The sequence below is a fragment of the Pseudomonas sp. NMS19W genome, from assembly GCF_051554255.1.
Classification (GTDB): domain Bacteria; phylum Pseudomonadota; class Gammaproteobacteria; order Pseudomonadales; family Pseudomonadaceae; genus Aquipseudomonas; species Aquipseudomonas kribbensis.
This window is the reverse complement of record NZ_CP136718.1, coordinates 1,193,974-1,220,199: the sequence shown is the minus strand read 5'-3', so window position 1 is coordinate 1,220,199 and position 26,226 is coordinate 1,193,974. Positions and strand designations below refer to the sequence as shown.

The window sequence follows — 26,226 nt, the reverse complement described above, 5'->3', positions numbered from 1 at the left end:
CTGCTCCCTGTGCGGCAATCAGCTGGTTACGGTTGCGCCGGGCACTGCCGGCCAGGTGATCTGTTCCGGGAAACCGGTCTGCTTTTCGATGCGGTTCAGCTCCACGCAATAGAGCTTCCATTCGAGCAGTTGCAGTTGCTCTTCGTGGCTGGCATCGCCGATGTCTTCGGCATATTGCAGGGGCGCAATGCGCAGGACGGCGTCGCGCAGCAGCGTGTCGCGCCGGGTCAGAGCGATCCGTTTGAGATCCGCCGATTGAGCAGCAGTATCGAGCTGCCAGGCGTTATCGACCCACGAATGAAATCCGCCCGGCCATGGTTGCGTGGTGAAGCCCTCTGGCAGATCACCCAATGCGGTCCAGGTTTCCCGAATGCCCGTATCGGTGTGATAAACATCACCGCGGAAGTCGAGCTTTTGCTGCAGAGAACCGTTGTCGTAAGCCCAGGCATATCCACTCGGTGCCGCAGAGAGTTCGATACTCAACGTCACGGCGTTGCCAGGCAGCTGTACGCCGATACCTGGTACAAGCGGAAACTCGACAGGCCCGGTCAGCGCACCGCTGTCGTCTATCAAATAATTGAACATGTGTGCCTCAGATCAGTTTGATACGGCCGGGATACGCGATGTTTCGCGGGCGGGTTTCAGATGAGAAATTGCCGATCGACCCGATGTAGGTATCGGAGTCGAATGCAGGGTTCGGATACGTCGTAGCGACCGTTCCATTGGTGGGGTAAAAGTTGACGTCCGTCGAAACACTCCAGAGGTTGTCCGGAATGGAGGGAGCGGGACGCGCGGACGAGCCTGTGCTGGTGGGCAGATAATGGTTATGAGTCTGCAGCGCATGGTTTTGAAGGCTGCCCGCGACACGACCGACATCTACGCCTCTCGCTTCATCGAGCACACGCAGAAATTCGCCGCGCGCTTCCGGGATACGAAAGTTCGTCGCACCATCGCCGCTGGTCCACGCCCCTTCCCTGCCCCAACGCCCCGCTTCGTTGGTCAGCACGCCCGACGCCTGAGCAAAATCCCAGAGCCAGGGCCATTGCGCCCGATCGAGGAACGCTCCGTTAAGCGCCCCGTAACCGCCTGGCCCCAGCACAGTGGTGGTCTCGAAAACCGGTCGGCCCAACGGCGTGTTGTCGAAGCGTCCGAGCGGCCACCAGGCGCCAGCACCGTCACTGCGCAGATGCCACCAGTCGCCGTTGCCCATCAGCACCAGAAAGGGGTAACCATTGGACGAAAGGTGTGTATGAAAGCGAATGCGGTCCGTACCGGAAGCCTGAACAACCAGTCGATTGCCGCTGTTGTCGACACGACGAACAATCACGTCGCGCACACCCAGTCCGACAGTGGCGCCAGGCAAGGTGATCGTCGTGGCGCCGGGGCTGCCATCGATCAATACCAGACCGAGTTCCTGATCACTCAGTGCCTTCGAAGCGGCAAGCCGTGTCACCACCGAACGCATTGGGCTGGCGGCACCGATAATCGATTGAATGGCTTTGAACAACTGGCCGGTATCGGCCTCGTTGGCCGTCATTCCGGCACCGCCGATCACGTTGATAATTTCTTGCGTAACGCTGTTGCCCCACACCGCCGGAATCAAAGATCCCGGCGTTCCTGCCACCGGGTTTTCATCGACGAAGCGGCCGTCGACCAGGCCGACGCTGGGGACGCTTTTTGGGTAGTCCATATTTCAATCCTTTACCTGAAGCACTGATTGCAAATGTCGGGAACGCGCCGGGCGTTTAGTCGATAGCCATCCATGCCGGCTTCTTCGGTCGAGAGCGTTTAGAGGGAAACTTCTTGGCCTGCGGCCATTTGCGCAGAGCCTGCAGATAGACGAGCAGGGTCTGATACTCGGCATCGGACAGTGTCGTGGCCTTCATCAACTCCACTTCATCCCGATGCCGGTCGCGCAGCCAGACCACTCGTTCGAACTCGTTGTCACGCCAGGCCTTGGCATCCCGCGCAGCCTGCTCATCCGAAACTGACTCGGACGCAGGCGCGGGCGCCACCAGAACCGGCAGGCCTTTTTCATCGTGGGAACGGTCCATGCCCGCTGCCGGACTGGCGATCACCGCCTCGTAGCGTTCATCGTCAATTTCAACGGCATCATCGGGCAGACTTGTGTGATAACCCGCCAGGTAGGTATTGCCAGTACTGCGGCTATAGAAACGTTTCATGTCAATTCCCCACGCTCAGGACACTGACAAAACCTGAACCGCCGGAATTGCTCAGCACCTGGACCTAGCTTGCATCGAAGTTGGTCACCAGAGGAGGTGTGGTGATGTCGAAAAAGGGTGCGTTCCCGCTGTGCGAGTAACTCGCCCATGCACCACGACACTGATTCTTGAAAGCCAGCGGCCAGGGTTTTGTCACATAGCCTTTATCGACGCTGACCGTGATAAACACCCACTGGATCGTGAAGCCGCCCAGCCAGCTCGGGAAAACGACGTAGCCGTTTTCGCCAAAGCTGTAGGCAACGCCCAGACCCAGTTTTTTCGGCGTCACAATCGTGGTGTCATCCGCTACGGCATTGACCTGCGCCTGGGAAGCGATGCGCGCCCAGCCGAACAGCGTTTCCGTCGCCTGCACCAGTTTCTTTTCAATCGCCTGAAACACTCGCAGCGGCGACATCGATCGATTGCTGCTGGTCCCCGACTCCGCTTCTTCCTTGCTGGCGAAGGACTCGACCCTGTTCTTCTCGACAAGCGTCGAAATCGCCGTCTTGAGCTGGGTGTTGTCACTTTCATTCGGCACAAGACCGGCGGCGCTGATGACCGTCACGATCTCATCCGTCACACCATTGCCCCAGTCCGCCGGAATCAGCGATCCCGGTTTGCCGGTCAGCGGGTTTTCATCGATAAATTTCCCGTTCACCAGACCGGCGCTGGGGATACTTTTTGGATAGTCCATCCCGTCACTCCTTCCTAGTCATAGTTGATGTGCACCTTGGTATGCGCCGGCGCCGCCCGATGGATCAGGCACTCAAGCGCCGAGCCCGGATTCACGCCGAAGCGTTCGCCCCAGTAACTCGCGCCGAAACGCCGTCCGAGCAGCAAGCGGCCACCGGTATTGAGCGTCCACATGAACTGCGCTTCCCAGGTGCCCCAGTGCGCCGCGCCGAATCGCGAGCGGCCCATGCGCGGGGCTTCGAATTCGGTGATGGTGGCGTTGGGGTAACCCTGGCTTTTGGCGATTTCCAGGTAGTAGCCGACGGCCTGGCTGCCGACCGCGAGCAAGCGGCGGCGTACGGCGAGGCGACGGTCGTCGAACAGTGGTGTGGCGCCGAGGCACGGGTCGGGCAGGTTCATCACCTGTTCCCAGTCCGGCACCAGTTCGCTGACGCCGGCCGGGTCCATCTCGTTGAGCAGATCGGCGGCGCGGGCGTCGAGGCGCGCCAGTTCGACGGCAACGCCTTGCAGCACTTCATCGAGTTCCGGCACCCGCTCCGGGTCCCACGCCGGGCCGCTGGGCAGCAGTGCGCGAAGCTGCGCCTGATATTGCGCAGCGGTTCTTATGCCCCCCATACGCAACCTCCGAAGGTGAGCAGTTCGCTTTGACCGGCAGGCACGTCAGCGGCCGGTGCGGTCAAGGTGTGATCGTACTCACCGCCGGCGCTGCTGATGGCTTCGCGGATATGGCTGATCAGCAACGGCACGCCGAGGTCGGCTTCACGGTTGTGCAGATCGCGCAGCTGCGCTTCGACGGCGGCGCGCACGGCGGTGGTGTCCGGGTTGACGCTCTTGAAGCGGTACACCACCGGCACTTGAATCGGTCGCTGCACATGCACTTCCGCCGTCACCGGTCGCAGCGGTTCGATGTAGTCCTGGACTTCCGCCAGTTGCTCGTCGTTGGGCACCGGTTGTGGATCTTCATCACGCATGATGAACACCGTTACCGTACCCGGCCCGAGCAGGCCGCCTCGACACCAGGCGCGAGTTACGCCCGGCACTTCCAGCGCCCAGGTTTCATAGTCGCTGGCCGAACCGCCATGGGGGATGACGCGATAGGAACGGATCACCCGCGAACGCAGCGACTCCAGACTCTCCCTTGCCACGCCGCCACTGAGGCCCGGCGCCAACACCATGAAACTGTTGCCGACCACACCCGTCACTGGTTGTACCGGGGTCAGCGCCAGTCCGGCATCGGCATTACCGAGGCTGCCGGCATCCAGCGCCGCGATGGTGGTGGTGTTGCTGCCATTGACGGTGGTGCGCGCGGTGGTGACTTTGTAGGTACGACCATCGCTCGATTGCAGCAGCGTATCAACGTCCAGCACCGCGCCCGCGGTTGCAGTAAAACTGACGCTGCCGGTGGCGACTTGCGCCGGTTTGCGCGGCTGGTTCAGGCGCAGCGCGGCGATGCGTTCCAGGGTCGATTCGTCGGCGGTGTCGGGCAGGATCTGCTCGGCAATCCAGTCAAGGTAGCCATACAGACCGTAAGCGGCACCACCGACGGTGCGGGCCAGAACTTGCGCATCGGACTGGCGCAGCGAATCGCCGGCCAGGTCGCTTTGGGTGCGCTTGATCAGCACCGGCAGCGAAGGGGTTTCAAACGGCATAGATCACCTGCCAACTGTTATCGGGGTTGATGTCCAGGCGTTCGCCGTCGGCCAGGGTCAGGACCGTACGCAGGTTCAGGCGCTGGGCGTCGAGGCGTTCGCTGATGATGTCGATGGCGCTGCAGTGGCCGTCATCGATCAGCCATTGCAGGGCTTCGCGGGCATAGAACTCGGCGTCCATCTGGGTCTGCCGGGTCAGCTTGACCCGGCGCAGCAGCCACAGCCGCGAGCCGATGCGATCGTCGGCCACGGTGGGAAAGGTGTCGCCCCACCAGCCGTAACGCTCCTCGTCGTCGAGAGCATCGTCGTCGGCCGCACGGCGCCAGGAGAACAGGCTGATCAGCACCGAGCGGATCAGCGCGGCGTGGAGGTTTTGACTGAAAAGCATCACTGACCTCCCGCCGGCACGCCGGTCTGACTGCTGCCACCCTGCACGCCGCCATGTACGTGCTTGATCTGGCTGATGCCGCCGGCCAGCTGATCGCCTTTGGAAACGATCTTGCCGGTCTGGTTGATCACCGGTGTGTCGAAGTTCACCGCCGTGCTCGCGCGGATGTTGAGCGTGGCGGTTTCGATATCGATGATCCGCCCGCGCCTGAAGTGGATCTTGTCGCCTTCGTCGGTGTAGATCGCCACTTCGCCGGCCGCCAGCGATTGCAGGCGATAACGGCGGTCAGCGACCACCAGGGCGATGGCGTGGGAACGGTCACCGCCGAGGAACGTGACGACGCCTTCGGCACCGGCCAGCGGATGGCTGGTAAAGCCGTAGGGCTCGAAGTGCTCCATGTCGTCGTTCACTTCACCGGCGGTGAGGCGCATTTGCAGCGATTGCAGCTTGGAGGCCGAACTGGCGAGCACGACAGTGCCGCGCGCCAGCAGGCGTGTCAGTAGGCTCATAGGGTTTTCCTTGAGGGCGGTGTCGGGCTCAGGTCTTTTTCGGGGGAGTCGGGTTCGCGTCGAAGGTATGCGGCGGCGCCACCTGCAGGGTGGTCACCGAACCTTGCGCCGACAGCGAATACGTCACCTTGGAGATCAGCATGTCTTCATCGAACCCGAGCACCGGATCCTTGACCCGCACCAACGTGTTGTGACGCCACAGGTCACCGTTGGACTGACGCCAGCCCTGCACCTGATACGTGGTAGTCAGTGCCCGGCCCATGCGCGTCGCGCTCTCCCATTGGGCCCGTTGCTGGGCCAGTTCGAACGTCAGTTGCGAGCCTTCGTTGATGATCGTGGTACGCCGGCGTTTGAAACTCAGGTCGGCCGCCGTCGATTCCACTTCGCTGGCCGCCGCCCCGCTCTTCTTGTCGTTGCCCTTCTGCTGGCCGATCACCCGGTATTCGGAAAATACCTGGCTGAAATCCATCGGCGCATTGGCCGAGAGAATGTTCTTGCCCAGTTCCAGTGCATCGCTGGCGCGGCCGCCGCTGCCGGGTCTGGCGAGCACCAGCCGGCCTTCGGCGTCATCGGTGGAAAACACCCGGTACAGCGAGAGCAGACGGTCGATCGACTGAAACGCCGTTTCACCCGGCACGATCGTGTGTTTGCTCAGGCGTGCGGTCTCGGGAATTTCGTTGACCACCATCAACGCGTACTCCATGGCCAAGGCCTGAACGATGTTCAACAGCGACTGATCCTGCCATTGGCCGGGGTTGTTTCGCGCCGCACAATCCACCAGATCCTGGGTCTTGGAACTGCCTTCGATGCTCAGGCTGATCTGCCGCCCGTCATAACTGATTGGCGCCTTGAACACATAACCGGTGAGCACCAGATCCTGGCCGATCCGCACTTCGCACGGGTCGCCGGCCTTGATCCGCTGATCCACGGTCTGCCCCGGCCATTGCCAGGTGATGTCGAGTTTGAAGGTGCGGAACTGGCGCTCCAGGTCCGCGGTGATCTGCACGCTTTTCCAGCCGCCGTATTCCATGTCGCCGACGGTCAGCGTCACGCGGTTGTCAGTCTCGTTCATGGCTCACTCCCAGGAGACTTTCACTTCGTTGGGTGAATACCCTGGATGAGACAGGCCGTTGCGCTGAATGACCTCGGTCACACGGGTGGCATCGCCAAACTGCTTGTAAGCCACGACCACTGCCGGAAAGGTTTCCTGGAAGGTTTTGCTGACCAACCGCACACCGGACGAAGCCACAGCCTTGAGGTGCGCGATCAGCGCTTCCTTCACATCGGCGATGGCCTGGTAGTGCGCGGGATCGGCCTTGTCCTGGGCCTTTTGCAGCGCTTCGATCAGCTCTTTTTGCAACGCTTGCAGATCATCCGTGACCGGTACTTCCTGACGGCTGACCGGCTGTTTCGACTGCTGATCCAGCGAAGGCGTCGACGACAGTTTCACCGGCGTCGACGCCACCGGCATCGAAGCCACCCATTGCGCCGCTTTGACGATCAGGGTGTCCTGCACCAGATTGGCCAGGGCCTGCGCCGCAGCGGTGGTGTCCTTGCCGGTGGTGATTTTCGGTGCGTCGGCCTTGCGGATGGCTTCGATCTGTTGGGACACGTCGGCAATCACGCCACGGTAACCCTCCTTCGCGAATTCCTTCAGCTCCTTGATATCGCCGAGCAAACCCTTGAACTCCGCCGCCACCTCCTTGGGCAGTTCCTTGACGGCCCTGACCAGTTCGGTGATCTGTTTGTATTGCGCGATCAGCGGTTTGAGTTGCTCCTTGATCACGTCGTACACGCCGGTGAGGCTGTTGCGCAGATTGGTGATGCCGATCCGCGCAGCCTTGATCAGGGTCATCGCCTGTTCGAAGCGCGCCACCGCCGAGCCGAGCAAACCGTCGGCCTTGATCAGCAGGACTTTTTGTGTGCTGACCGTCGCCGTCGGAAACGGCAGCGGTCGGTCGGGGTAGAACTTCAGGCTGAAGGTCACCATCCCGCCGTCCTGACGGGTGTGGGTCATGTCGCACTCGCCGACCTTGACCTGCAAGCGTCCCAGCCACGGATGCACCAGCTCGCCGCTGCCCTGCTCCAGGGCCTGGAGCAGCTTGTCACGCTGCTCCAGGCAATCGGCACCGATGATGAACGCCGTCAGGTCGTGGGTCTTGGCTTGCTGGCCGAGATCCTCGAAAAACGGCAGGTCGCGTTGCGGGTATTCATGCAACTGCCCCTTGCGACCGACCGGGGTTTTCGCCTGGTCGATCCAGAAGCCGACACCGCGAAAGGATGCCGGCAACAAACGGTCACGCCAGTTCATTGGAACCTCCTGCCGATAGCGAGCGATAGCCGATGCGCGAACTGAGCGCCAGCCCCGGTTGATTGGTTTGCGGTTGATCGGTGCGCAGCCCCGCCGGCGCATTTTCGAAGCGCACCGTCAGGCCACCTTCGAGCTGCGTGCGGTTGTTGGCGGCGCTTTGCTGGATCAGGGCGCCAGAGGATCGCGGCAAAGAACCGCCCTGCAGCGCGCTGCCACCCTCGGGTTTCGGACTGGCACCGAAGAAGGCCGGCGCCAGTTCACCCTTGCCTTCGGCATTGGTCTGACGTTGCGCATCGGTCAAGGTTTCGACCTTGCCGGTGACCTTGGCGATCAGCCCGGCGAAGCCGCCATCGAACAATTCCTTGATCGGTGCGATGACGGTTTGCAGCTTTTGCCACAGCTCGCCGAACCATTCGGTGATCGGCCCCCAGTTCTTGATGATCTGCCCCAACGGTGTCCATTCGAACATGTTGTGCAGGAACTCCAGCACTGGTGCTGCCAACGCTTGTACCACGCCCCACAGCGCCGAAAACACTTCGCTGATCGGCTGCCAGTACTGCGCGATCTGCTCCAGCGGCGACCATTCGAACAGGCTCTGGAAGAAGCTTTTGATCGTTTGTGCCGACGTTTGCAGCGCGGCCCAGACCGGTTCGAAAAAGGTCACGACGCTGCCCCAGTTGTTGACGAGCATCCCCAACGGGGAATAGTCGAACAGGGTGCCGAAGAAGTCCTTGATGGCTTGCGCCGCCGGTTGCAGCGCGGCCCAGATCGAGGCGAAGAAACCGGTGATCGCGCCCCAGTTGTTGATGATCATGCCCAGGGGCGTCCAGTCGAACAGCCCTTTGAGGAACGACATCACCGGTACGCTCAAGGCCTTGAGCAATTCCCAGATCGCCGAAAACAGACCGGTCAACGGCCCCCAGTTTTCCAGGATCAGGCCCGCAGGCGACCACGAGAAAACCGACTTGAAGAAGTCGATCACCGGCGCGGTGACCGCTTTGACCTTGTCCCAGATTCCCGAGAAGAAACCCGTGACCGGTTCCCACAGTGCTGCCAGCGTTTCCAGCGGTCGCCAGTCGAGTACCGTGCGCAACGTCGCCATTGCACTGGCCCCGGCGTTTTTCACGCCCTCCCACAATCCGGTGAAGAACGCGGAAATCGGTGTCCAGTTGGCCACGATCAAACCGGCCGCCACGGCAATGCCCATGGCGATCAGCATGATCGGATTGGTCTTGAGCACCATGCTCATGACGTCCATCACCTGGGTCATACCGGTGACGGCGGTTTGCATGGCGGAAAACGCAATCGCCCCCGCCGCCAGCCCTTCGACCAGTTTCGGGTTGTCGGCCAGCAGGCTGCCGACCTGGGTCAGCATCGGCTCCAGCCCGACCACCAGGGCGCCCACCGCCGGCACCAGTGCGGCGTCTACCGCAGCGGAGACCTTTTCCATCGACGCGCTGAACACGTTCATGTTCTGCGCGGCGGCTTTCGGTGTTTCCGGCAGATCGACGGTTTTCGCCGTCTCGCTGACTTCGGTCAACTTGCCCTGAAACGCTGCGGCGGATTTGATGCCGTCCACGAACGGCGTAATCACGCTGCCGCCCTTGAACAGACCGCTGATGTCCAGTTTGCCGAGGCCGGTCTGTTCGAGGTTTTTCTTGAAGTCATCCACCTTCACTCGCAGGGCGCCGAGTTTGGGTGACAGTTCGTCGATGCCGGTCAGCAGCACCGACGCTTTAGCTTTGGTTTCTTCTGCCATCACTGCACCTGCTGCATCGCATTGATCCGTTGCGCGTGCTCCAGCGATTCGCGAAGCACATCCAGTGGCCTGGCCATCATCTGTTCGGGGTCAACCTTCCAGAACCAGGCCAGGTCATAGGCGACCGAAATCAGGTCGGTGATGGCTCCGACGCCGCACTCATGAAAAAACTCGCAACGGCCCAGCTCAACGCGTTGAGGTCAGCCAGGTCCAGCTGGTTGACCGACGACGGCGGAATGCCGGCGCACACGGCGATGTATTTGGCCGCCACGTCCATGTCGAGGCTGACTTCTTCGCTCTTGTCGATCTTGTACGGCAGCGCCTTGATCGCTCGCACCTCCTGCACCGTCGGACGGCGCAGGACGAGTTCGGTCAGGGGCTCGCCGTGAGCTTCGATCGCAACTTGAAGCTTCACGGCGCCGCTCATTGCCAGGTCCCCTTGATGCCTTCGAATTTCAGTTCGATGGTGGCGTCATCGCCTTTGGAGACTGGCTCTTCGACCAGGTAGGCACCGGCCAGTACGTAGACTTTGCCGTTGCTGAATTCGCAGGTGACGGTGATGTCGGTGCCTTCGATCAGCTTCTTCAGCGGGAAGTCGGCGGTGTGCAGCGCGGTCACTTTGAACGACGGCGCGATGTCGGTTTCCTTGTAGAAACCCGGTACGACGGTTTCGCGTTTGACGGCCATCAGCGGGGCTTCGCAGCCGCCATTGATGGTCAGTTGTGCACCGTCGACCTTGACGTAGCAGGTGCCTGCAATCAGTTGACCCATGGTGTTACTCCCTTCAAATAAAAAGCCCACGCAAGGTGGGCTGGATTCACAGATTCAAACGGGCCGATCAGGCGACGTCGTCGTACTGCAGACGGAACTGGTTGAGCAGTGCGAACACGCGCAGACCGTTGATGTAATCCGGCGGGAACAGCACGTTCACGCGGCTCGGGTCCTGCACGTCGCGCTCGACGATCAGGTGCTCGGCGAACAGCTCGGCGTTTTCCACGTGGCCTTCCAGTTCGAGCTTGGCGTACTGGGCGATCAGCTCACCGCGAATGGTCGCCGGGGTAACGATCGGCTGACCGGCGCCGAAACGGGTGCCGTCGGAGGCCAGTTTGTGGCGACCGTATTTGCTGGTGATCACGCTTTGCAGACGACGCACGATGAACGCCGACTGGTGCATGGTTTCGCTGTCCAGGTACGAGTTGTCGGCCTGGCCGTAAGCGTTCTTCTGGTAGGTGGTGATCGAGCGCTGGATGCGCACGTAGCCGCCTTCGTAGTACGCGGTGGCGATGCCGTAGTTGAGCAGCGACTGACGCTCGGTCAGGGTGAAGCGCTCGCTGGCCGGCGCCGGATCGACGCCTGGCAGGCTGCCGCTCTGGGTCGGACGGCTGGCGTCGGCAGAGATGAACACCGAGGTACGTGCAGCCAGTGCAGCGGCTTGTACCCATACCGGTTGCGGAACGCCCGGCTCCAGCGCCTGAATGGTCATGTGCTGGTCGTTGCGCGCCTGACCGGCCGCCACCAGAGTGCCGACGGTGCCGCGCTTGGCGCTGTAGACGTGACCGAACAGTTGCTTGGCCCAGGACCAGCGACCGGTGCTGTCGTCCATCACCGCTTGCCAAGTGTTGAGGGTAGCCAGGTCGGACCAAGGCAGTGCGATGAATTCGAACGGCTCGTCACCCAGTGCTGCAACGGCAGCCATTTGATCCGGTACACCGACGCCGCCGGTCATGGCGGTGATGGCGGTGGTCAGGCCGGCCGGGGTTTCTTCGCCGTTGCTCTTGCCCAGGCGATTGAATTGCAGGCTGATGTCGTTGCCGCTCTCGCCGGTCCATTTGGCGTTCAGGGTGACGACGCCTTCAGCAGCCGCAGCGCTCACCGGCAGATCGGCGGTGGCGTTGATTTTCTGTGCCAGGGCGGTAGCCGCCTGGGCCGCGGTGGCGCCGTTGACCACGGTGGCCTGCACACGCACGCCGCCGACATACAGGTTGAGAATGCCAGCCTGAGTCGCGGTGCCGGTCAGGGTCAGCACGCCTTTGGCGATGGCGCCGGTGGCGTTGTGCAGCGGCAGGCACCAGATCTCACCGATCGGGTCGGCCTTGCGGAAGGTCTCGTACATCGAGGCCAGCATCGAGCCCTGGCCGCCAATGCTCTTGGCCAGTGCCACGCTGGAAACCAGCACCAGTTTGCCGACTTCGCTCGGGGCGATGTTGTCGTTGACCTGTGCCACGATCAGGCGGCGCATGGACGACGACGCGCTATTGGCGGCCGAGTTGTCCATTTCGGCATAGAACAGCGGTACACGAATGTCCGCAGGAATGTTGCTGAATCCGATCGCCATTATTTGGCTCCTTTTTGTTTAGCTGTTGCGGTTTTGAGGGTGATATCGCCGTCGGCCAGACGCCGGCGCCACCAGGCGCTGTCCAGCACTTCACGGCCTTCGAGTGGCAGCAGGTCGCCTGCTTCCGGGTCCGGCACGGCACGGCCGGCGGCCGGCACTACGGTGATGCGGTTGCTCATGGGGTTACGTCTCCAGAGAAAGTCATTTCCACGCGCCCGTCAGGGCCGGGTGTTTCAGGTTGGGGTCGGCCGGGTCGATCGCATCGACCCGCACGGTGACCCCGGTAAAGGACGACAAGCCGTCCAGTTCACGTTCGTGCCAACTTTCCGCAGGCTGACTTGGCAGATTGCGGCCCAGCTGGAACTCGGCAAAAAAGCGCAGCCGGTAGAACGCGCGGCTGCTGTTGATCGAGACCGTTTCGCCGCCGTCATAAACGATGGCGCTGTATTCCGAACCGGGTTTGAAACCCACCAGCGCACGCCACAGTTCGGCGCGCAGGTCGTGCAACAGATCCAGCGCTTTTGTGGCGTCCGTGGCGTCGAGCACCAGGATGATTTCGAAGCGGTCACGGATCGGCTGGCTGGCGGAGTTCTGTGCGGTGCTGGCGCTGGCCAGGTCGGCCAGGGGTAAAACATGGGCCGACGGGGTCGGCAGATTCGGGTTGCCTTGCAGCAGCGCCAGGTCGACACCTGTCGCGATATGGCCGGCAAGGCTTGGGCATTGCGCACGCAGCTGCGTGAGGATCGGGGAGATCTTCATGGGGAGCGTTCCAGGATGTGTGAGTGGCCACAGTGATGCGTGTGGCGGTGAGTCCGGAGGATCAGTCTTTGGCTTTTGCTTCGGGATCCCGGCCGTTTGCTTCGATCAAGCAGCGATAGCTTTCTTCGGGCTTGCCGCTGGCAGTCACCTTCTCGATCGACCAGCGACCGCGCATGAAGTCGGGCCAAGTGTCATCGAGCACCAGCAGACCTTCGGCCACCAGCAGCGGATCACCCGGGCAAGTAACTTTCAGCGTGTATTTCTCGCGCAGCATCTTGCGCACTTCGGCTTCGCCGATGGCTTTGGCTTCTTCCACACTGGCCTGTTTCTGACGAACGATCTTGAAGGGCGCCTTGCCGGTTTTCACCTCCACCTGCTTGCCGGCATTGGTGTCCCAACAGCAGACTTTGCAACCCTGATTCTGGGTGCGGGCGGTCTCTTCCAGCGTGGCGCTGATGAAAGCGTGTTCGCCCGGCCGATTGTTGTGGGTCACCGACAGCCTCACATCCGGTATCACCTGACCCGACAGGGTTTTGAGCTGCGCCCGTTTCGCCAGCACGTAGAGGTCGTTGAACGGTTTGGCCACCGCGTCGTACTTTTTCGCCAGTCGCGTGATGAAACCCATGTCGGTTTCGTTCGACTGGTCGACATGAGCGATCCTGATCAACGCCAGTTCGGGATCGACGCGCGGCGAGAAACCGTGTGGCTCGACCAGTTTGCGAAACAGCCCGCCAAGCGTCGTGGGGCCATGACTGGCCGTGCGCCGTTCCTTGAATCCGGTTTCGTCCTTGCCGCTGAAAGGCGCGGCGGTCGCGACCAGCGTCAGGCGCAGCGGGAACAGCGTCGGTGTCAGTCGAGTGATCCTGAACTGGCCTTTGTCGACCAGCCTGGATTCCAGATAGCCCACCCGCAATCCAATTTTCCCGCCGAGGGTCGGCAAGCCTTCAAGGCCTTCCAGGTCGAGCACCAGCGTCAGTTGATCGGACTCCATCCCGGCAGCATCGATGTGTTCCCAACTGATCAGCCGCTGGTTCAGCAGGTCCTTGTTGGCGCCATAGATTTCGATCGCCGGCGTAAATCCCTGTGCCATGCAGCCTCCTTAATCCCAGGCCAGAACCGGTTTGATCGCGGCCGGTCTGCTATCGAGTTCCGGGAGTGTCACCCAGACACCCGCCGACAGAATCGGGCCGTGTTCGGCCAGGGTCGGGTTGAGTGTCCACAGGGCTTCTTCGGCGCTGTCATCGCTGCGACCGGTTTCGCGGTACAGCAGCAGATTGACCGAATCACCGGCCACGCTTCGTACCTTACGCATTGTTGAACTCCGTCAATACGATCACCCACTTGATCACCATCGCGGTGCCGTCATCGATGACCTCGCTCTGGTTTTCGTCGATGCTGGTGATCCGCCACAAACCCCAGTTGCGACCAATGCCGTCAATCAGCGGCAGCGGCACTCTCAGTGCTTGCAGCGCGCGCAGCTCATCGAGCCGGTCCATCGCCACGGCGTACATCGAGGTGCCACCGATGGTCAGGGTTTCGGGTTTCTGTCCTGTCTGGTGGGATCTGGGTTTGCTGTTGAGGATCTGCAGCTCGGTCCAGCCGCCCTCGGATTTTCGCGACAGCGTGCTGTACGCAAAATCCCGGGACAGGCCGAAGATGAAACTGCCCAGTGCCATTTGTTGTTTCATGTACCGGCTCCGTCAGTCAGGGCTGCATCACGACGCGTCCCGAGTGGGTTAGCGCCCATCAGCAGCGGCATGAATTGGCCATGGAATTGACCGGAAATCTGTTGCTCGATAATCGACTGAATCTGTTGGGCAGTGTCGGGGGCAGGACAGGTGACCTGGATCAGAGGAGAGAACGAAACGCTCTGGTTTTGTGTCTGCGCACTGGACAGACTTTTGGCAACGTCTGCGGGTGGGGCAAGCTTGTCCTTTTCTGATTCGGGGGCAAGTTTTTCACCGAGCCACGAACCGCCCACGCTGCCCGCGGTGCTGCCAATGATGCCGCCCACCAAGCCGCCGATCGCGGTGCCGATAATGGGAACGAAGCTGCCGATCATCGCGCCCGCCACGGCGCCGGCATAACCGCCCGCCAGGCTGCCGCCCGCCGAGCCTATTGCTCCGCCGACCGCTTTGTTGTCGCCATCCTGGATTCCTTTGAGCACGTCGGGAACCGCGGTGACCACTGTCAAAAGTGCGTTGGACTTGGTGAATCCTTTGGCTGCACTGTTCGCGTCCTTAAAGCGACTGCCCCATGTCTGGGGCGATGCATCCACATTCGCAGCCAACTTCATTTCCGCCTTCGCCCCGGCCTTTGCCTTCTCTCCCCTCTTCGGCTTTTTCGGCTTTTGCTCAGACGAATTGGCGGAGGCGCTATCGGTAGATCCGGCAGCAACAGGTTTGCCGTCGGGGCCAACGCCGGCTGCGCGATCCACGATTTCGATGAGGGGCCCCGCTCCCGCCGTCACCAACAGCTTCGTTGCTGCATTACGCAAGGCCGAAGCCATCGCAACCTTGATTTGCGCCCCCCGGGAAACAGCGATCACCCCTACCAGTGCGAGCAGGGCTGCTGTGGCCTTTGGTTGCTCCTCGGCAAAGCTGCTTATCCCGCTGACCACACTGTCCAGCGTAACGACCAGACCATCAACCAGATTGGTCAGTGAACTACCCAGAGCCGTGGACAATCGGGTCGCACTGGCGTCGAGCGCATTCCATCGTCCTTGCGAGGTTTCACCCAGCTCCGTGGCCGTTCTGGCCACAGAACCGACGTACGCGGGTTTCGATTCCGACTTCGGGTCTTGGCCAGGAACCAGAGAAAACGCCTTCTGCACGTCCTCAGGCTTCTTCAGCAATTTAACGATCGCATCATCGTTACCGAAGAGAGCCTTCGTCAGTGACTCTCGCTCTTTCTCATCTGACTTACCCTTGAGCGCTTCCAATAACTTATTGATAGTGGCGGGGGCGTCCGTGCGCATTCCGCTGGCCACGGTTTCAGGGGTCAGATCTTTAACGCCCAGTTTCGTCCAGGCAGCGCGTTGCTCTTGCGTCGCAGCCTCGCCCTTGGCCAGTACCGCGGTGAACGCATTCAACCCGGCGCCGGCACTGGCCTTGTCTGCACCACTGTTTAGAAAAGCGGCGGCCAACGCAGCAATCTGCTCAGGCTTGAGCCCCGTGGCCATCGCTTTTTCGCCGGAGTTCTGAACGACTGAACCGATGTCGGCGGCTTTGGCATCCAGCCCGCTGTGACCCAGGTAGTTGCTGGCATCAGCCAGTCGCTGGCTTTGCGTGCGATCAAGCTTCATCGCCGACTGCCACGCCAGCATCATTTCGCCAGCCGTTTTTACATCAACACCGAATGCCGAGGCATTGATGGCGGCGTCACGAGCAAAACCCGTCAGTGCATCCGCTTTCTGCTTGCCCTCAAGACCGTCGCCAACGCCGGACCTGGCCGCTGCCAGTTGAACCTTCAGCAGATCCACAGCGGTCGCCCCGCTCGGAGCGACCTGTTTGTCGCTGGTCATCTTCTGGGTGTCTTGCGAAAGTGCCCGAAGTTGATCCTTGTCCAGCTTCACGATCTGATTGAGTTCAAGCAGGGCCATTTGGTTGGTCATTGAGGCTTGCATGAACTTCAGCGGTGAACGTTGTTCTACCTCGGCCTTGAGTTTCGACTTCGGTTCGCTCGCCGCAGGTGCAGCAGCGCCAGTCTTGAACAACGACTGTTGGGCGGCAAATACCTCCCGCAGCTTGACCTGTTCCTGGGTCAGCAAACGAATATCCGCACTAGCCATGGCCAGTGCCAGACTCAAATCCACCAGCGGTGTGCCGAGACTGTCGGGCGCTATTGATCCACCCGCCAGTCTGACGTTGCCGAACGCCATGCTTCCAATCTCGCTGGCGAGCATCGGCGCATACTTCGTATCTGCCATGCCGCTCTACTCCTGTTTCACGCCAAGGCGAGTGATCGCTATGTCGTAGCGGCGCAACGCCTTTTCGGCGTCCCACTCCAGAATTTCCGCCTCACTTACCGGGTAAATGAGCGGCACGATATCGAGGATTACTTCGATGTCGCGTTCTGAAAGAAGGCCGCCGGCTGGTTTAAAAAATCGTCGATACGCACCTGCAATTGCGTCCAGTCCGGGACGCTCATCAGGGCCAGATCGGGGATCATCAGGCCGGTGCAATGGGCGGTGATGAACTCGGCGCGTTCCTTGGCCGTTTTCAGTTTCTTCATCACTTTGGTGGCCCGCAGCGCCGGCATTTCCAGGCTCAGCGAGGTCACGGTGCGGCCGGTGACGGCGAGCGGTTGCAGCAGTTGCACCTGGTCGGGATCATCGGACTTTTCCGCGTCTTCGACCTGGTCGAGAAAGTACGACGCCGGACGGGTCGACATCTCGTGCACGTACTGCGCGATGCTCACGTAGTCCGGGCGCTTGAGCTGGTCGAGTTCCTTGACCGACAACCCGGTGGCCAGCAGCGCCAGTTCGAAGAACTGATCGTCTTCATCGTCGCCGGCGCGTTCCAGCGCTTCTTTCTGGGCGGCGTAGAACAGTGGCTTGAGCTGGATCGATTCGATCTGCGAGCCGTCGTCGCCGGTGATCGGCGACAGCAGGTCATGCTTGGGTGGCATCCACGACATGAAAGGAATTCCTTGGGTGTTCTTGAAGATCCCTGCGGGCATGAACGCCCACAGGGTTTGTGCACGGTCTGCCAAAAAGGCTTACGGCATCAGCACCGCACGACGGGCATCACCGAGGATGTCGACGCCGTTGAGTACGAACTTCTGGGTGCGCACGTCGATGTCGATCACCGGCACGCCATTTTCCAGACGGTTGTAGGTACGGCAGGAGAGCTCCAGGTTGGTCTTGGGCTTTTCACCCATTTTCACCGCGGTTTCCTCCAGGGATTTCAGCTTGCCGCCGACGGTGTGGTAGGTGAACCAGGTGTTGCCGTCCTGGTCCTGACCGGCTTCGCGCACGTTCAGCAGGATGTCGTCGCCCAGCTTCACACCCAGTGCAAGCATGACCTCGGCGCCCATGCCTTGCAGGGTCAACTTGGCGTTGAGCGCTTTGCCGCCCTTGACCATTTCTTCAACGATGAAGCGGCCGCCACGCATCTCTTCCACGTCGAATTCGATCTTCGGCGGGGTGAACTCTTCCACGGTCGCCGACAGCGGCAGGCCTTGCAGGGTGGCCGCGATGGCCTGGCGATTACGGTTGGTAAACATTAGAGAACGTCCTCCAGGAACTGCTCGATGATTTCATCGCGGGCGTTGAGTTGATAAACCATGTGTTCGTTCGGCGCGTAGCGGCCGTAGTCGATGACCACGTACCAGGTGCCGTTCTTGTACTTCTCGACGCTGTTGAGTTCCGGGTGCAGATACACACTGCCGCCGGGAATGGTTTCGTCGGCAACCAGGGTCTGCAGCCAGTCGTTGATGCGTTTGACTTCCTGATCCATGAACGACTTGGTCAGGTTCTTGGCCATGGCCTTCTGACCGGCCTTCACCAGCTTGCGGCTGATGGCGTCTTCCAGACCGACATAGCTGATGAACTTGCCGGTGATCGAGCGGTTGCCCAGCAGCGAGAAGCCGCCCAGCACGGTGCGGGCGTAATAGCTGACGCCGTAGCGGTTGAGCAGATCGCCTTCGGTGGAGGTGTCGAGGATGTTGTACTCAACGACCCGGGATACGTCTTCGGCGTAGGTCACCTGGTTGCCCGGGCTTTCCCATTGCTTGACCTTGGCCAGTGCGGCAATCGCCAGGCTCGACGGTGCGAGGAAGACGTTTTTCTTCGCTGCTTTCGAGTACACGGCCGGCATGTTGTGCACCACCAGGCAACGGTCGAAACCGAGGTCGGCGCCGCCCAGTTCCTGGCTGTAAGTCACCTGGTCAGCGACCGAGGCATCCTTGCCGTCCAGCACCACGCGGGCCTTGATGCGTTTGCCGAACGAGGCGAACTCGCTGGCCACCGCTTTGGTGCCGGTGAAGCCTGGCGCGCCGATGATGGTCAGGTCTTCCGGGACGCTGCCCAGTGCCGCCAGACCGAGTTTGCGACCGGTGGCTGGCTCGATGCCGCCGATCACTGCGTTGACGGTGTCGGCCGGGGTCGCGCCCGCTTCGACGATCACCACGTACACCGGCACCTTGACCACTTTGAGGATCTGGTAGACCGCGTGGTACAGGGTGCCCTCTTCCGCACCGGTCGGATCGAGCAGCGCGTGAGTGGTGAAGCTGTTGATGCGAAACGGTGCGTTGCGCGGAATCAGCGGATCGGCTTTCGGCGCGGTGCCGACCAGACCGATAACGTTGTCGCCCAGGCCACCCATGGCCTCGGGGGATTCGGTGGCATTGACGGTAATGCCGTTGTGCTCGAAGTTCAGAACCTCAGCCATATTCAGTCAGCCTTCTTGGCAGCGGCCTTCACGGCCTTGGTGGTAGGTGTTTTCAGCTCCAGTCGACCGGCGCTGTGCAGGGCACTGGCCTCGACATCGAGCAGATCGAGTTCCTGGCCGACGCTCGACCAGTGCCCACCGCCGGTGGGGAATGGAACGAGCACGGTGTAGGTTTGGCGGGTTGCCATTTTTCGTTTCTCCATAAACGGGAAAGCCCCTCGTGGGGAGGGGCTTGGCGGGTGTTGAGTGTTTTTTGGGGGGGAAGAAAACGCCCCAGGATGCGGGGTGTTTATTTGAGATTTGCGGTATCGGGCGACGGTGACTCCGGCCAGCCTTCGGCAAGCATTTCGTCGTGGTAATCGCCTGCCTCGATTGCGCTTAACAATGTCAGTTCGCGGTCAAAACAGGCCTGTACGTGCGCCCGCACGGCTTTCGCAATTTCGATGATTTGCGCAGCGCCGATCTCGACGAATCCCTTCGCTGTTTTGAAATTGCAGCGGTATTCGGGATCGAGGACTGCGGACAGTCCCATACTGGCAATCAGAGCCTGACTGTCGCGGGTTGTCTCGATCTGTAGCTCACCGACCGACACGCCAGAGGCTTCCCGGCGGAATCGCTCGGCAGCAATAACTACTTCTTTTGAGACAGGGGTATTTCCGGTTTTTGAAGCGATATAGGCCAGATAGCGCTCATCGTCATCCGTAACGACGCCCTGGTTTGGCCAATACGCCTCATCTTGCGGCTCTGCAAAAACCGCCTTCACGGCAAGCAGGTGCTCATCCGTAAATTGGACATAGATGCTCATGGGTCACCCTTAAAATTTGTATGCCGTGATGTTGATGCTAAAGGTTGCGATACCCGCAGACGCCGACAGGGTGTGATACAGCGTCTGAGGACTCGTCAGCGGCAGAAGCGGAAAAGGACTTTGAGGGCCACCGTTTGCAGCGCCAGAGGGATTGCAAGCGAACTGTACGTTGCCCACACCATTTTCGCCGCCCAAGGCTGCATAGGTATTGACACCAGCCGAGGCGTTGGAAAGCCCAATGAAGCCTTGACACTGCTTTGCATTCATCGGAACAGCGGAAGCCACCGAGAACGGCGTATAGCTGGACCTGCCGCCCTGTGTGGACAACACTTCCTTGCTATTACCGAAGAACATTCGGTTTTCCTGATAACCATTCGGGAACTGGCCGCTGGCGTTCGTTGGCCACACCCCGATCAGCGCCGAGTAGGTGTAACCCGCTGGTGGAGCCGATCCACCGTACATAACAGGCGCCACAGCCGACGTGCAGTTCCACGCCATCACGCCCTGAGCCTCGGTTACCGGGTTGTAGAAGGCATAGAGGGCCACATAGCCATTGACTGGTGCTGCCCCTGCATCCATGGCACCGAGGCCCTTGGCTGCCGACGCCAGATCAACTAACTGGCTGAAGTTTCGCAGGGTGCGCGTCTTGCCATTGGCATTGCCGACAACAACCTCCGCCACCTTGATCGTTCCGGACGACGACGCAACCGAAATCTGCATCTTGTCGCCACGTATGCTCCCAACAAGCGGGCCATTGCTGGAGGCGGTTTCAATGGCCGCTGCGAGTGCGGCGATATCGATCGTTCCCTGGTTAACCGGCGCGTTCCAGGCCTTGATGCACCACATCACCGCCAAGTTGCGCGGGCGGGTTTCAGTTGAAGTTCGCGCTACCCTTGAAGCATCAAAGACCATCGAAATGGGTGCGGTTGTACTCCCCCCTGGCATAGACACCGCACCGTTGGACTGAACACTGAAAACTCCATATGCGGCGCCAGCGAGTTGCGTGCCATTACTCGCGGTCATCGACCCCGTAATGTTTTGCAGCGCATCAAGTTGATAACTGCCCAATGCTCGATCCGCATCGATACCTCGCCCATGATCCCAGCCACGCAGAAATTCACCGCGCGACTCCGGCAAGCGAAAATTCCCTGCGCCCTCATCACCCTTGTTGAACTTCGTACCGAGATACGCGGCCAGATCCGGATAGGTCGCGATGCTCTGCACGCTGCCATCCAGTTCCAGATAACCGGCAGGCACGACGCCCATTGGGAACGACAGAACAGCACCCACAGGAACAGAAGATTTAAGCTGCGAGACTTCCTTCGCCAGCGCAGCTACATCGATGTTTCCCTGATTGATCGGCGCGTTCCAGGCCTTGATGCACCACATGACGGCGAGGTTGCGGGGGCGGGTTTCACCCCCTCCGGTATTCGTCGTAGACCAGTTAGGCGTCCCCGTTGCAGAAAGAATGATGCCTGAGGAGCCACCAGACGCGGCGATGGATGTCGGGGCCGAGAAAGTGTGATTGTGAGATTTGAGATCGTCAGCCTGATAGCTACCCATCGCACGACCAGCATCCACACCGCGTCCATGATCCCAGCCGCGTAGAAATTCACCACGAGACTCCGGCAACCGGAAATTCCCGGTCCCCTCATCGCCCTTGTTGAACCTGGTACCGAGATACGCCGCCAAATCCGGATAAGTCGCAGTGCTCTGCACACTGCCATCCAGCTCAAGAAAACCGGGCGGCACGATCCCCGTCGGGAACGCCATGACAGCACCCACCGGAACGGCAGATCCCAAACGGGAAACTTCCTTGACCAGTGCCGCTACATCAATGTTTCCCTGATTGACCGGAGCATTCCACGCTTTGATGCACCACATGACGGTGATGTTGCGTGGGCGAGTTTCGCTACCACCGCGTACGCCGGTAGCGGCCATCTGTTGCCCTTCTCCGGAATACGATGGTGTACCCGAAGAGTTAGTGCCGTGGTATGCCTGAATAACAGGATATTCGTTACTCATGAAGCCAGGGCGATTGGTACTTGGAGGATGGTTGTGGGACTTGAAATCGTCTGCCTGAAAGCTGCCGAGACCGCGCCCCGCATCTACACCCCGCCCATGATCCCAACCGCGCAAAAACTCCCCACGAGCCTCAGGCAACCGGAAATTCCCGACACCCTCATCGCCCTTGTTGAACTTGCCGCCCAGATAAGCGCTCAAGTCCGGGTAGGTCGCGCTGCTCCTGACGCTGTTGTCCAGCTCCAGAAAGCCCGGCGGCGGCGTATCGACGGGGAACGCCACAATCGAACCCACGGGCAACGCCGAAGCCTTGGCAATCAGCGCTTCGACTTCAGCCTTGGTGTAGGAGTCCTTGATGCCGAAGCCGGCCAACGTGTCGGGATTCGAGCCGGCTGTCGCGCGGCCGTATTCGTCGACGCTCAGACTTTTGTAGGTACCGGCAGCAATCCCGGTGCGCCCGGCCAGCATCTTGAATGTCAGCGCGGTGGTGCCGAGGGTGATCGGTGCGTTGGTGGTCAGGTGCCACAGCGAATCGCCGTTGAGCGTGCCCTCTTCCACCATCACCGTCAGGCCCGGTGTGACCTTGGCGCTGACGTTGGCATCGCTGGCCCGCACCCAGTCACCGTTGGCGACAATCCACATGCCGTTGTCCTTGGCCAGGGTCTGGTTCGGCAGCAACACGCGGTCGCCCGCGATCACGGCAACACCGTCGATCTGCTGCGCACCGTTCAACACCACGTTGGCGGTGGCGGCGACGCGCACCGATTGTTTGCCATCGAGTTTGCCGAGTTCTTCGGCGAGGTAGCTCATGACCCAGGCACGAGTGGCCTTGACCACGGTGTCGTCGATCAGCAGCGTCACCAGCGAGGCATTGCTGGTCTCGAAAATCGAGCGGATATAGAACTCTTTGCCCGAGCCGGAGGTGGCCAGCACCGGTTTGAACGACTCCGGGTATTTGACGATGGCGTAGAGAATGCCGGTGTCGGTCCACAAACCGGCTTCACGCACGTACCAGCCACCGACGTCCGGCGGGATGGTGACTTCGGCGAGCAGCCAGCTCGGATTTTTCTCGTCCTGGAACAGCGCGTTAAGCGGTCCACGCCAGACTTCGCGCTTGAGCGCGGTAGCTGTCGCGGCCGGGTTGTAGACCGCGCCGCCACCATCGCCGACAGAAATCTGCGTCAGCTTGATCGGCACGCCCGCTGCCTTGCAGGCGGTTTCGTAGGCAATCCCTGCGTTGGTGAGCAGGGTGTAATAGTCAGCCATTCAGGCCCCCTGAGGATAAATAGTGGATGTTTCGACGGTGTAGAGACCGGCCGCCATGAAGGCTTCACCGGAGGTTTCGAGGCCTTCGAGGAACACCGGATAGACCGTGGTCAGTTCGCCGCAGAAGGTCGCGGCGCCAATCACATGAGAGCCGAAGGCGCTGAGGCCGACCGACACCGACAGCACGTCCCGTTCGCTCTTGGCATCGGCCAGGCGTCGGTCGAGACGGGCGTCGATTTCTTCGCTGTAGGGTTGTTCGCTGAAGGCCCGCACGGAAAAGCTGTACGGCGCGCCCGGCGGTGTCTGTTCATACCAGGCGCGGACTTCAGGCCTCAGTTGCAAGCCCTTGGCGGCGTTTTCCAGCGCCTTGCGAGTGCCGGCCTGGCGCGCAGTGGGCCAGGCCAGTTCGACAGTCAGGCGCTTTTCCGCCTCCGGTGCGTCGGTGCTCCATTCGGCCACGCCGCGATCCGCTGCGAGATACGGCAAGAACGCGGCCGGTGTTTCGCTCGGGTTCATCAATTCGGGAAACGGCGGCACGATGCGGTCGAGCAAGGTGCCGAAGCCGATATCGAGCGCCCGCTCCAGTGCCGAGCTGTTGGCCGGCAGCAGGGTCGGACGCGGTGTCTGGTCCGTCATAGCGTCTGCACCTCGACCTCGACCGCCGTGCAATACGGCGCTTGAAACGCGGAGCACACGATGGGTGTCAGCGGTTCAAGAATCTGCAACTGCACGGCGCCGGCGCTGTGCAGCGTGTAGTCGATCCAGCTCGGGTCGACCCGGCCTTCCAGACGATGGCAACTGTCGGCGTAGGCTTGCAGATGTTGCTCGGCGGCGACTTTGGTCAGGCCCGAATCCGGGCCGGAATTGATCTTCGCCACGACACGGATCTTGTAGCGCTGAATCTCGGCGCCCTTGACCGTGACCTTGTCAGTTTCCGGGCAGACATCGGGCCGGGCGAAGTGTTGGCGCACGCCATCCAGCAGTGCTGCGGACGGTGTGCCGTCGGCGTCGCGGGACAGCACAGTCACCTGCACTTCACCGGGTGCGGTGCGGCGGCCATTGCCATCCTTGACCTGTGCGGCGAGGCCGTCCGGGGCAAAGGTGTAGGTGACGTCGACGACACCGGCATCGGTGGATTCGACTTTCACTGACGGCCGCTCGCCGAGGGTGAACACCTCGCGGCGGTATTGCATCCGCGAACCCGCCGCCGGCGCATGGGGCGCCAGGTAGTAGCGCAACCGGGCGTCATCGTCGCTTTCGTAAATCGCCGGCACCGGCGGGAATGCCGCCGGGTCGCCCGGGTCGAGCAGCTGTCGCTCCAGGCCCATGTCCGCCAGCCGCGCATCGAGGTTGCTGCCGGTGGCCCACCACGCCAGCATCTGCTTGATCCGGGCGTTGTATTTGCGTTCGTGGGTCTGCAGGCGAACGCAAAATGCTTCGAGCGCCATCGTCAGCAGTTCGCTTTCGTTTTCCAGGCTGGTCTTGAGTTTCGCAGCACTCTGCGGCGAGCGGGATCCGACGTATTCCAGGACGAAGGTCTTGAACTCGGCCAGCAAATCCTCGAAGGCCTCGACCTTGATCAGCGAAGGTTCGGCCAGTTGGTTCTGGCCAGGGATCAGCATGCTCATGTCACGACCTCGAAAGTCTGTTGGCGGTTTTTCCAGGTGCCGGCGAAACGCAGCAGCAGGCCGGCGCCCTGTCGGGTGGCGACGATCACGCCGGGCTGGAAATCGCCGATGCCGTTCTGCGGGTTGTAGAACGCCTGCACAGCGTGGCTCTGGGCCAGAAGCAGAACGTCATCACCGAGGTTTTGCCCCAGCAGCGTGGGGATCAACGAACCATAAAGGGGCCTTTTTTGCCGGGTGCCCAGCGGCGTGGTCAGGGCTCGTGTCGCGCGCTGCACGAATTGCAGCCAGTCGTCGACCGTGGCCCCGGTGTCTCTATCGATTCCGATCATGGGAGGCTCTTGATTCAGGGACTGATGACGCGACCCTGGTGATCCACCAACGGGCCGCTGAAGTGCACGCCCGAGGCGTCGATGGTCAGGCCGGTGGCGCCCAGTTGCAGGTTGATCGCTTGCGGCGTCATCGCCAGCCGCGCCGGGCCGATGCTCAGTTCAAGCGCTTCGCGAGAGCCGCTGAATGCGGCCGGGCCGTTTTGCCAGTGCAGGGTGTGCGTGGCGTCGTCGTAGCCGCTTTCGCTGCCATCGACATGTACCCGTCGCGTCAGCGTGGGGATGGTCGCAACCGGTGGAAAACGGTCACTGTTCAAGCCGAACAACGCCACGCTTTGTGCGCCACTCTCTCCGCTGCCGTAGTTGAGCAGCAGACACTGTTCGCCCACGCTGGGAATCCGCGATTCGCTCTGGGCGCCGGCGCTCGGATTGAAGAACTTGATGGCCGGCGTGAGCAATCCTCCGTGGCTGACCTTGCAGGTGTTGCTCGCCGCATCGACCTCCTGACAGAGGCCGATGCGACAAAAGCTCTCGGCGCGTCGGTGCAGGTCTTCGATCTCCGCTTCCATCTCGGCCAGGCGCTCGATGATCGGGCCCAGTTGCATGCGCAGTAATGCGTCGAACATCGGTCAGGCCTCCAGCGAGGTGTATTGGTCGGGGTCGTCGATGTCGCTGACTTCCCAGGTGCGGGCGAATTTCGGCGTGCCGAGCGGATCCTCGAGCAAGGTCGGACCAAGGTAGAGGGTCTGGTTGAAAGTCAGGGTCCAGGCCTTGTTGGGCTGATCGGCGCGAATCGCCAGTGACGGCAAACCATCGAGATTCATCGGCAGATCGCACTGATCGCCGGGCAGGCCCCAGCGGTTGTCGGTGATCAGGTTTTTCAGGGCGGCAATCAGGTCACACGCGGCAAACGCCGTGGAGGAAAGCGCCGGAATGACCTGCAGCGACAGCGTCAGCACATGGGCAATTCGCCCGTTGGCAGCGCGCTCTCCTGGTGCATTGCGTTCGATGTCGATCAGCACCCAGGCCTTGTCGCCGGGGGCCGTGAAGTCATCGTGAGTGCCGACCTGCACGTTCAGGCCGGCGTTATTGCGCAAGGCTGTCGCCATTGCCGTGAACAGCTGCGATGGCTGTAAAACCGGTGCAGGCATGCATGACCTCC

At 61.2% G+C, this 26,226-nt stretch carries 30 protein-coding genes and 1 pseudogene; all 31 read right to left on the bottom strand.

The window, feature by feature from the left end:
* Window positions 1-18: 18 nt before the first annotated feature.
* The 31 genes and pseudogenes from R1A29_RS05430 to R1A29_RS05280 all read right to left on the bottom strand — a co-directional run bounded on the left by R1A29_RS05430 (window position 19) and on the right by R1A29_RS05280 (window position 26,215).
* Window positions 19-585, bottom strand: coding sequence for a tail fiber assembly protein (locus R1A29_RS05430; protein WP_438300857.1), 567 nt, complete (start codon window positions 583-585; stop codon window positions 19-21).
* 7 nt (window positions 586-592) lie between these two features.
* A complete protein-coding gene (locus R1A29_RS05425) occupies window positions 593-1,690 on the bottom strand; it encodes a phage tail protein (RefSeq protein WP_438300856.1) in 1,098 nt (365 codons plus the stop codon).
* Between the two features lie 55 nt (window positions 1,691-1,745).
* On the bottom strand, window positions 1,746-2,183 hold the full coding sequence (locus tag R1A29_RS05420) for a phage tail assembly chaperone (RefSeq protein ID WP_438300855.1): 438 nt from the start codon (window positions 2,181-2,183) through the stop codon (window positions 1,746-1,748).
* 64 nt (window positions 2,184-2,247) lie between these two features.
* Window positions 2,248-2,916, bottom strand: a complete 669-nt coding sequence (locus tag R1A29_RS05415) for a hypothetical protein (protein ID WP_438300854.1) — start codon at window positions 2,914-2,916, stop codon at window positions 2,248-2,250.
* A 14-nt stretch (window positions 2,917-2,930) separates the two neighbouring features.
* Entirely contained in the window at window positions 2,931-3,530 is a 600-nt protein-coding gene (locus R1A29_RS05410; RefSeq protein WP_438300853.1) for a YmfQ family protein, read from the bottom strand.
* On the bottom strand, window positions 3,518-4,564 hold the full coding sequence (locus tag R1A29_RS05405) for a baseplate J/gp47 family protein (RefSeq protein WP_438300852.1): 1,047 nt from the start codon (window positions 4,562-4,564) through the stop codon (window positions 3,518-3,520). The genes R1A29_RS05410 and R1A29_RS05405 overlap by 13 nt, the downstream gene beginning before the upstream one ends.
* Window positions 4,554-4,952 carry a phage GP46 family protein gene (locus tag R1A29_RS05400; RefSeq protein ID WP_438300851.1) on the bottom strand — a complete coding sequence of 133 codons (399 nt, stop codon included), beginning with the start codon at window positions 4,950-4,952 and terminating at the stop codon, window positions 4,554-4,556. Before R1A29_RS05400 ends, R1A29_RS05405 begins: the two co-directional genes overlap by 11 nt.
* On the bottom strand, window positions 4,952-5,461 hold the full coding sequence (locus R1A29_RS05395) for a phage baseplate assembly protein V (RefSeq protein ID WP_438300850.1): 510 nt from the start codon (window positions 5,459-5,461) through the stop codon (window positions 4,952-4,954). The genes R1A29_RS05400 and R1A29_RS05395 overlap by 1 nt, the downstream gene beginning before the upstream one ends.
* 28 nt (window positions 5,462-5,489) lie before the next feature.
* Window positions 5,490-6,533, bottom strand: coding sequence for a phage baseplate assembly protein (locus R1A29_RS05390; RefSeq protein WP_438300849.1), 1,044 nt, complete (start codon window positions 6,531-6,533; stop codon window positions 5,490-5,492).
* Window positions 6,534-6,536: 3 nt separating this feature from the next.
* Window positions 6,537-7,772, bottom strand: a complete 1,236-nt coding sequence (locus tag R1A29_RS05385; RefSeq protein ID WP_438300847.1) for a DNA circularization protein — start codon at window positions 7,770-7,772, stop codon at window positions 6,537-6,539.
* Window positions 7,759-9,531, bottom strand: coding sequence for a phage tail protein (locus R1A29_RS05380; RefSeq protein ID WP_438300846.1), 1,773 nt, complete (start codon window positions 9,529-9,531; stop codon window positions 7,759-7,761). The genes R1A29_RS05385 and R1A29_RS05380 overlap by 14 nt, the downstream gene beginning before the upstream one ends.
* A gap of 130 nt (window positions 9,532-9,661) precedes the next feature.
* A complete protein-coding gene (locus R1A29_RS05375) occupies window positions 9,662-9,958 on the bottom strand; it encodes a phage tail assembly protein (protein WP_003222226.1) in 297 nt (98 codons plus the stop codon).
* Window positions 9,955-10,302 (bottom strand): phage tail tube protein, encoded by a 348-nt coding sequence (locus tag R1A29_RS05370; protein ID WP_007908779.1) that lies wholly within the window; start codon window positions 10,300-10,302, stop codon window positions 9,955-9,957. Before R1A29_RS05370 ends, R1A29_RS05375 begins: the two co-directional genes overlap by 4 nt.
* A gap of 67 nt (window positions 10,303-10,369) precedes the next feature.
* Window positions 10,370-11,866: a phage tail sheath subtilisin-like domain-containing protein gene (locus tag R1A29_RS05365; RefSeq protein WP_438300845.1), complete on the bottom strand. Its 1,497-nt coding sequence runs from the start codon at window positions 11,864-11,866 to the stop codon at window positions 10,370-10,372.
* The gene (locus R1A29_RS05360) at window positions 11,866-12,045 is read right to left on the bottom strand and encodes a DUF2635 domain-containing protein (RefSeq protein ID WP_007954893.1); all 180 of its coding nucleotides are present in this window, start codon (window positions 12,043-12,045) and stop codon (window positions 11,866-11,868) included. The genes R1A29_RS05365 and R1A29_RS05360 overlap by 1 nt, the downstream gene beginning before the upstream one ends.
* Window positions 12,042-12,625 (bottom strand): annotated as a pseudogene (locus R1A29_RS05355) (phage tail terminator protein). The gene R1A29_RS05360 and the pseudogene R1A29_RS05355 overlap by 4 nt, the downstream one beginning before the upstream one ends.
* 61 nt (window positions 12,626-12,686) lie before the next feature.
* Window positions 12,687-13,715, bottom strand: a complete 1,029-nt coding sequence (locus tag R1A29_RS05350; RefSeq protein WP_438300844.1) for a phage late control D family protein — start codon at window positions 13,713-13,715, stop codon at window positions 12,687-12,689.
* 9 nt (window positions 13,716-13,724) lie between these two features.
* Window positions 13,725-13,937 carry a tail protein X gene (locus R1A29_RS05345; RefSeq protein WP_085712874.1) on the bottom strand — a complete coding sequence of 71 codons (213 nt, stop codon included), beginning with the start codon at window positions 13,935-13,937 and terminating at the stop codon, window positions 13,725-13,727.
* The gene (locus R1A29_RS05340) at window positions 13,930-14,313 is read right to left on the bottom strand and encodes a phage tail protein (RefSeq protein ID WP_085712873.1); all 384 of its coding nucleotides are present in this window, start codon (window positions 14,311-14,313) and stop codon (window positions 13,930-13,932) included. Before R1A29_RS05340 ends, R1A29_RS05345 begins: the two co-directional genes overlap by 8 nt.
* Complete coding sequence (locus tag R1A29_RS05335) at window positions 14,310-16,553, bottom strand: phage tail tape measure protein (RefSeq protein ID WP_438300843.1); 2,244 nt, start codon at window positions 16,551-16,553, stop codon at window positions 14,310-14,312. Before R1A29_RS05335 ends, R1A29_RS05340 begins: the two co-directional genes overlap by 4 nt.
* A gap of 128 nt (window positions 16,554-16,681) precedes the next feature.
* A complete protein-coding gene (locus R1A29_RS05330; RefSeq protein ID WP_085712872.1) occupies window positions 16,682-17,263 on the bottom strand; it encodes a phage tail assembly protein in 582 nt (193 codons plus the stop codon).
* Window positions 17,264-17,344: 81 nt separating this feature from the next.
* On the bottom strand, window positions 17,345-17,851 hold the full coding sequence (locus R1A29_RS05325; RefSeq protein WP_248738156.1) for a phage major tail tube protein: 507 nt from the start codon (window positions 17,849-17,851) through the stop codon (window positions 17,345-17,347).
* Window positions 17,851-19,017, bottom strand: coding sequence for a phage tail protein (locus tag R1A29_RS05320; RefSeq protein ID WP_134825664.1), 1,167 nt, complete (start codon window positions 19,015-19,017; stop codon window positions 17,851-17,853). The genes R1A29_RS05325 and R1A29_RS05320 overlap by 1 nt, the downstream gene beginning before the upstream one ends.
* A 2-nt stretch (window positions 19,018-19,019) precedes the next feature.
* Window positions 19,020-19,205 (bottom strand): hypothetical protein, encoded by a 186-nt coding sequence (locus R1A29_RS05315; protein ID WP_039771239.1) that lies wholly within the window; start codon window positions 19,203-19,205, stop codon window positions 19,020-19,022.
* A gap of 101 nt (window positions 19,206-19,306) precedes the next feature.
* Complete coding sequence (locus R1A29_RS05310) at window positions 19,307-19,822, bottom strand: DUF4376 domain-containing protein (RefSeq protein WP_438300842.1); 516 nt, start codon at window positions 19,820-19,822, stop codon at window positions 19,307-19,309.
* A 9-nt stretch (window positions 19,823-19,831) separates the two neighbouring features.
* Complete coding sequence (locus tag R1A29_RS05305; protein ID WP_438300841.1) at window positions 19,832-23,110, bottom strand: tail fiber protein; 3,279 nt, start codon at window positions 23,108-23,110, stop codon at window positions 19,832-19,834.
* A complete protein-coding gene (locus R1A29_RS05300) occupies window positions 23,111-23,746 on the bottom strand; it encodes a phage tail protein I (protein ID WP_438300840.1) in 636 nt (211 codons plus the stop codon). It abuts the gene before it with no gap.
* The gene (locus tag R1A29_RS05295; protein ID WP_085712867.1) at window positions 23,743-24,738 is read right to left on the bottom strand and encodes a baseplate J/gp47 family protein; all 996 of its coding nucleotides are present in this window, start codon (window positions 24,736-24,738) and stop codon (window positions 23,743-23,745) included. The genes R1A29_RS05300 and R1A29_RS05295 overlap by 4 nt, the downstream gene beginning before the upstream one ends.
* Window positions 24,735-25,067 (bottom strand): phage baseplate protein, encoded by a 333-nt coding sequence (locus tag R1A29_RS05290; protein WP_438300839.1) that lies wholly within the window; start codon window positions 25,065-25,067, stop codon window positions 24,735-24,737. Before R1A29_RS05290 ends, R1A29_RS05295 begins: the two co-directional genes overlap by 4 nt.
* A gap of 14 nt (window positions 25,068-25,081) precedes the next feature.
* A complete protein-coding gene (locus R1A29_RS05285) occupies window positions 25,082-25,690 on the bottom strand; it encodes a phage baseplate assembly protein V (protein ID WP_438300838.1) in 609 nt (202 codons plus the stop codon).
* A 3-nt stretch (window positions 25,691-25,693) separates the two neighbouring features.
* On the bottom strand, window positions 25,694-26,215 hold the full coding sequence (locus R1A29_RS05280; protein WP_438300837.1) for a hypothetical protein: 522 nt from the start codon (window positions 26,213-26,215) through the stop codon (window positions 25,694-25,696).
* Window positions 26,216-26,226 lie beyond the last annotated feature (11 nt).

Coding starts and splice junctions, on each gene's coding strand:
- R1A29_RS05430 (WP_438300857.1), bottom strand. CDS start 585: ATGTTCAATTATTTGATAGACGACAGCGGTGCGCTGACCGGGCCTGTC.
- R1A29_RS05425 (WP_438300856.1), bottom strand. CDS start 1,690: ATGGACTACCCAAAAAGCGTCCCCAGCGTCGGCCTGGTCGACGGCCGC.
- R1A29_RS05420 (WP_438300855.1), bottom strand. CDS start 2,183: ATGAAACGTTTCTATAGCCGCAGTACTGGCAATACCTACCTGGCGGGT.
- R1A29_RS05415 (WP_438300854.1), bottom strand. CDS start 2,916: ATGGACTATCCAAAAAGTATCCCCAGCGCCGGTCTGGTGAACGGGAAA.
- R1A29_RS05410 (WP_438300853.1), bottom strand. CDS start 3,530: ATGGGGGGCATAAGAACCGCTGCGCAATATCAGGCGCAGCTTCGCGCA.
- R1A29_RS05405 (WP_438300852.1), bottom strand. CDS start 4,564: ATGCCGTTTGAAACCCCTTCGCTGCCGGTGCTGATCAAGCGCACCCAA.
- R1A29_RS05400 (WP_438300851.1), bottom strand. CDS start 4,952: ATGCTTTTCAGTCAAAACCTCCACGCCGCGCTGATCCGCTCGGTGCTG.
- R1A29_RS05395 (WP_438300850.1), bottom strand. CDS start 5,461: ATGAGCCTACTGACACGCCTGCTGGCGCGCGGCACTGTCGTGCTCGCC.
- R1A29_RS05390 (WP_438300849.1), bottom strand. CDS start 6,533: ATGAACGAGACTGACAACCGCGTGACGCTGACCGTCGGCGACATGGAA.
- R1A29_RS05385 (WP_438300847.1), bottom strand. CDS start 7,772: ATGAACTGGCGTGACCGTTTGTTGCCGGCATCCTTTCGCGGTGTCGGC.
- R1A29_RS05380 (WP_438300846.1), bottom strand. CDS start 9,531: ATGGCAGAAGAAACCAAAGCTAAAGCGTCGGTGCTGCTGACCGGCATC.
- R1A29_RS05375 (WP_003222226.1), bottom strand. CDS start 9,958: ATGAGCGGCGCCGTGAAGCTTCAAGTTGCGATCGAAGCTCACGGCGAG.
- R1A29_RS05370 (WP_007908779.1), bottom strand. CDS start 10,302: ATGGGTCAACTGATTGCAGGCACCTGCTACGTCAAGGTCGACGGTGCA.
- R1A29_RS05365 (WP_438300845.1), bottom strand. CDS start 11,866: ATGGCGATCGGATTCAGCAACATTCCTGCGGACATTCGTGTACCGCTG.
- R1A29_RS05360 (WP_007954893.1), bottom strand. CDS start 12,045: ATGAGCAACCGCATCACCGTAGTGCCGGCCGCCGGCCGTGCCGTGCCG.
- R1A29_RS05350 (WP_438300844.1), bottom strand. CDS start 13,715: ATGGCACAGGGATTTACGCCGGCGATCGAAATCTATGGCGCCAACAAG.
- R1A29_RS05345 (WP_085712874.1), bottom strand. CDS start 13,937: ATGCGTAAGGTACGAAGCGTGGCCGGTGATTCGGTCAATCTGCTGCTG.
- R1A29_RS05340 (WP_085712873.1), bottom strand. CDS start 14,313: ATGAAACAACAAATGGCACTGGGCAGTTTCATCTTCGGCCTGTCCCGG.
- R1A29_RS05335 (WP_438300843.1), bottom strand. CDS start 16,553: ATGGCAGATACGAAGTATGCGCCGATGCTCGCCAGCGAGATTGGAAGC.
- R1A29_RS05330 (WP_085712872.1), bottom strand. CDS start 17,263: ATGTCGTGGATGCCACCCAAGCATGACCTGCTGTCGCCGATCACCGGC.
- R1A29_RS05325 (WP_248738156.1), bottom strand. CDS start 17,851: ATGTTTACCAACCGTAATCGCCAGGCCATCGCGGCCACCCTGCAAGGC.
- R1A29_RS05320 (WP_134825664.1), bottom strand. CDS start 19,017: ATGGCTGAGGTTCTGAACTTCGAGCACAACGGCATTACCGTCAATGCC.
- R1A29_RS05315 (WP_039771239.1), bottom strand. CDS start 19,205: ATGGCAACCCGCCAAACCTACACCGTGCTCGTTCCATTCCCCACCGGC.
- R1A29_RS05310 (WP_438300842.1), bottom strand. CDS start 19,822: ATGAGCATCTATGTCCAATTTACGGATGAGCACCTGCTTGCCGTGAAG.
- R1A29_RS05305 (WP_438300841.1), bottom strand. CDS start 23,110: ATGGCTGACTATTACACCCTGCTCACCAACGCAGGGATTGCCTACGAA.
- R1A29_RS05300 (WP_438300840.1), bottom strand. CDS start 23,746: ATGACGGACCAGACACCGCGTCCGACCCTGCTGCCGGCCAACAGCTCG.
- R1A29_RS05295 (WP_085712867.1), bottom strand. CDS start 24,738: ATGAGCATGCTGATCCCTGGCCAGAACCAACTGGCCGAACCTTCGCTG.
- R1A29_RS05290 (WP_438300839.1), bottom strand. CDS start 25,067: ATGATCGGAATCGATAGAGACACCGGGGCCACGGTCGACGACTGGCTG.
- R1A29_RS05285 (WP_438300838.1), bottom strand. CDS start 25,690: ATGTTCGACGCATTACTGCGCATGCAACTGGGCCCGATCATCGAGCGC.
- R1A29_RS05280 (WP_438300837.1), bottom strand. CDS start 26,215: ATGCCTGCACCGGTTTTACAGCCATCGCAGCTGTTCACGGCAATGGCG.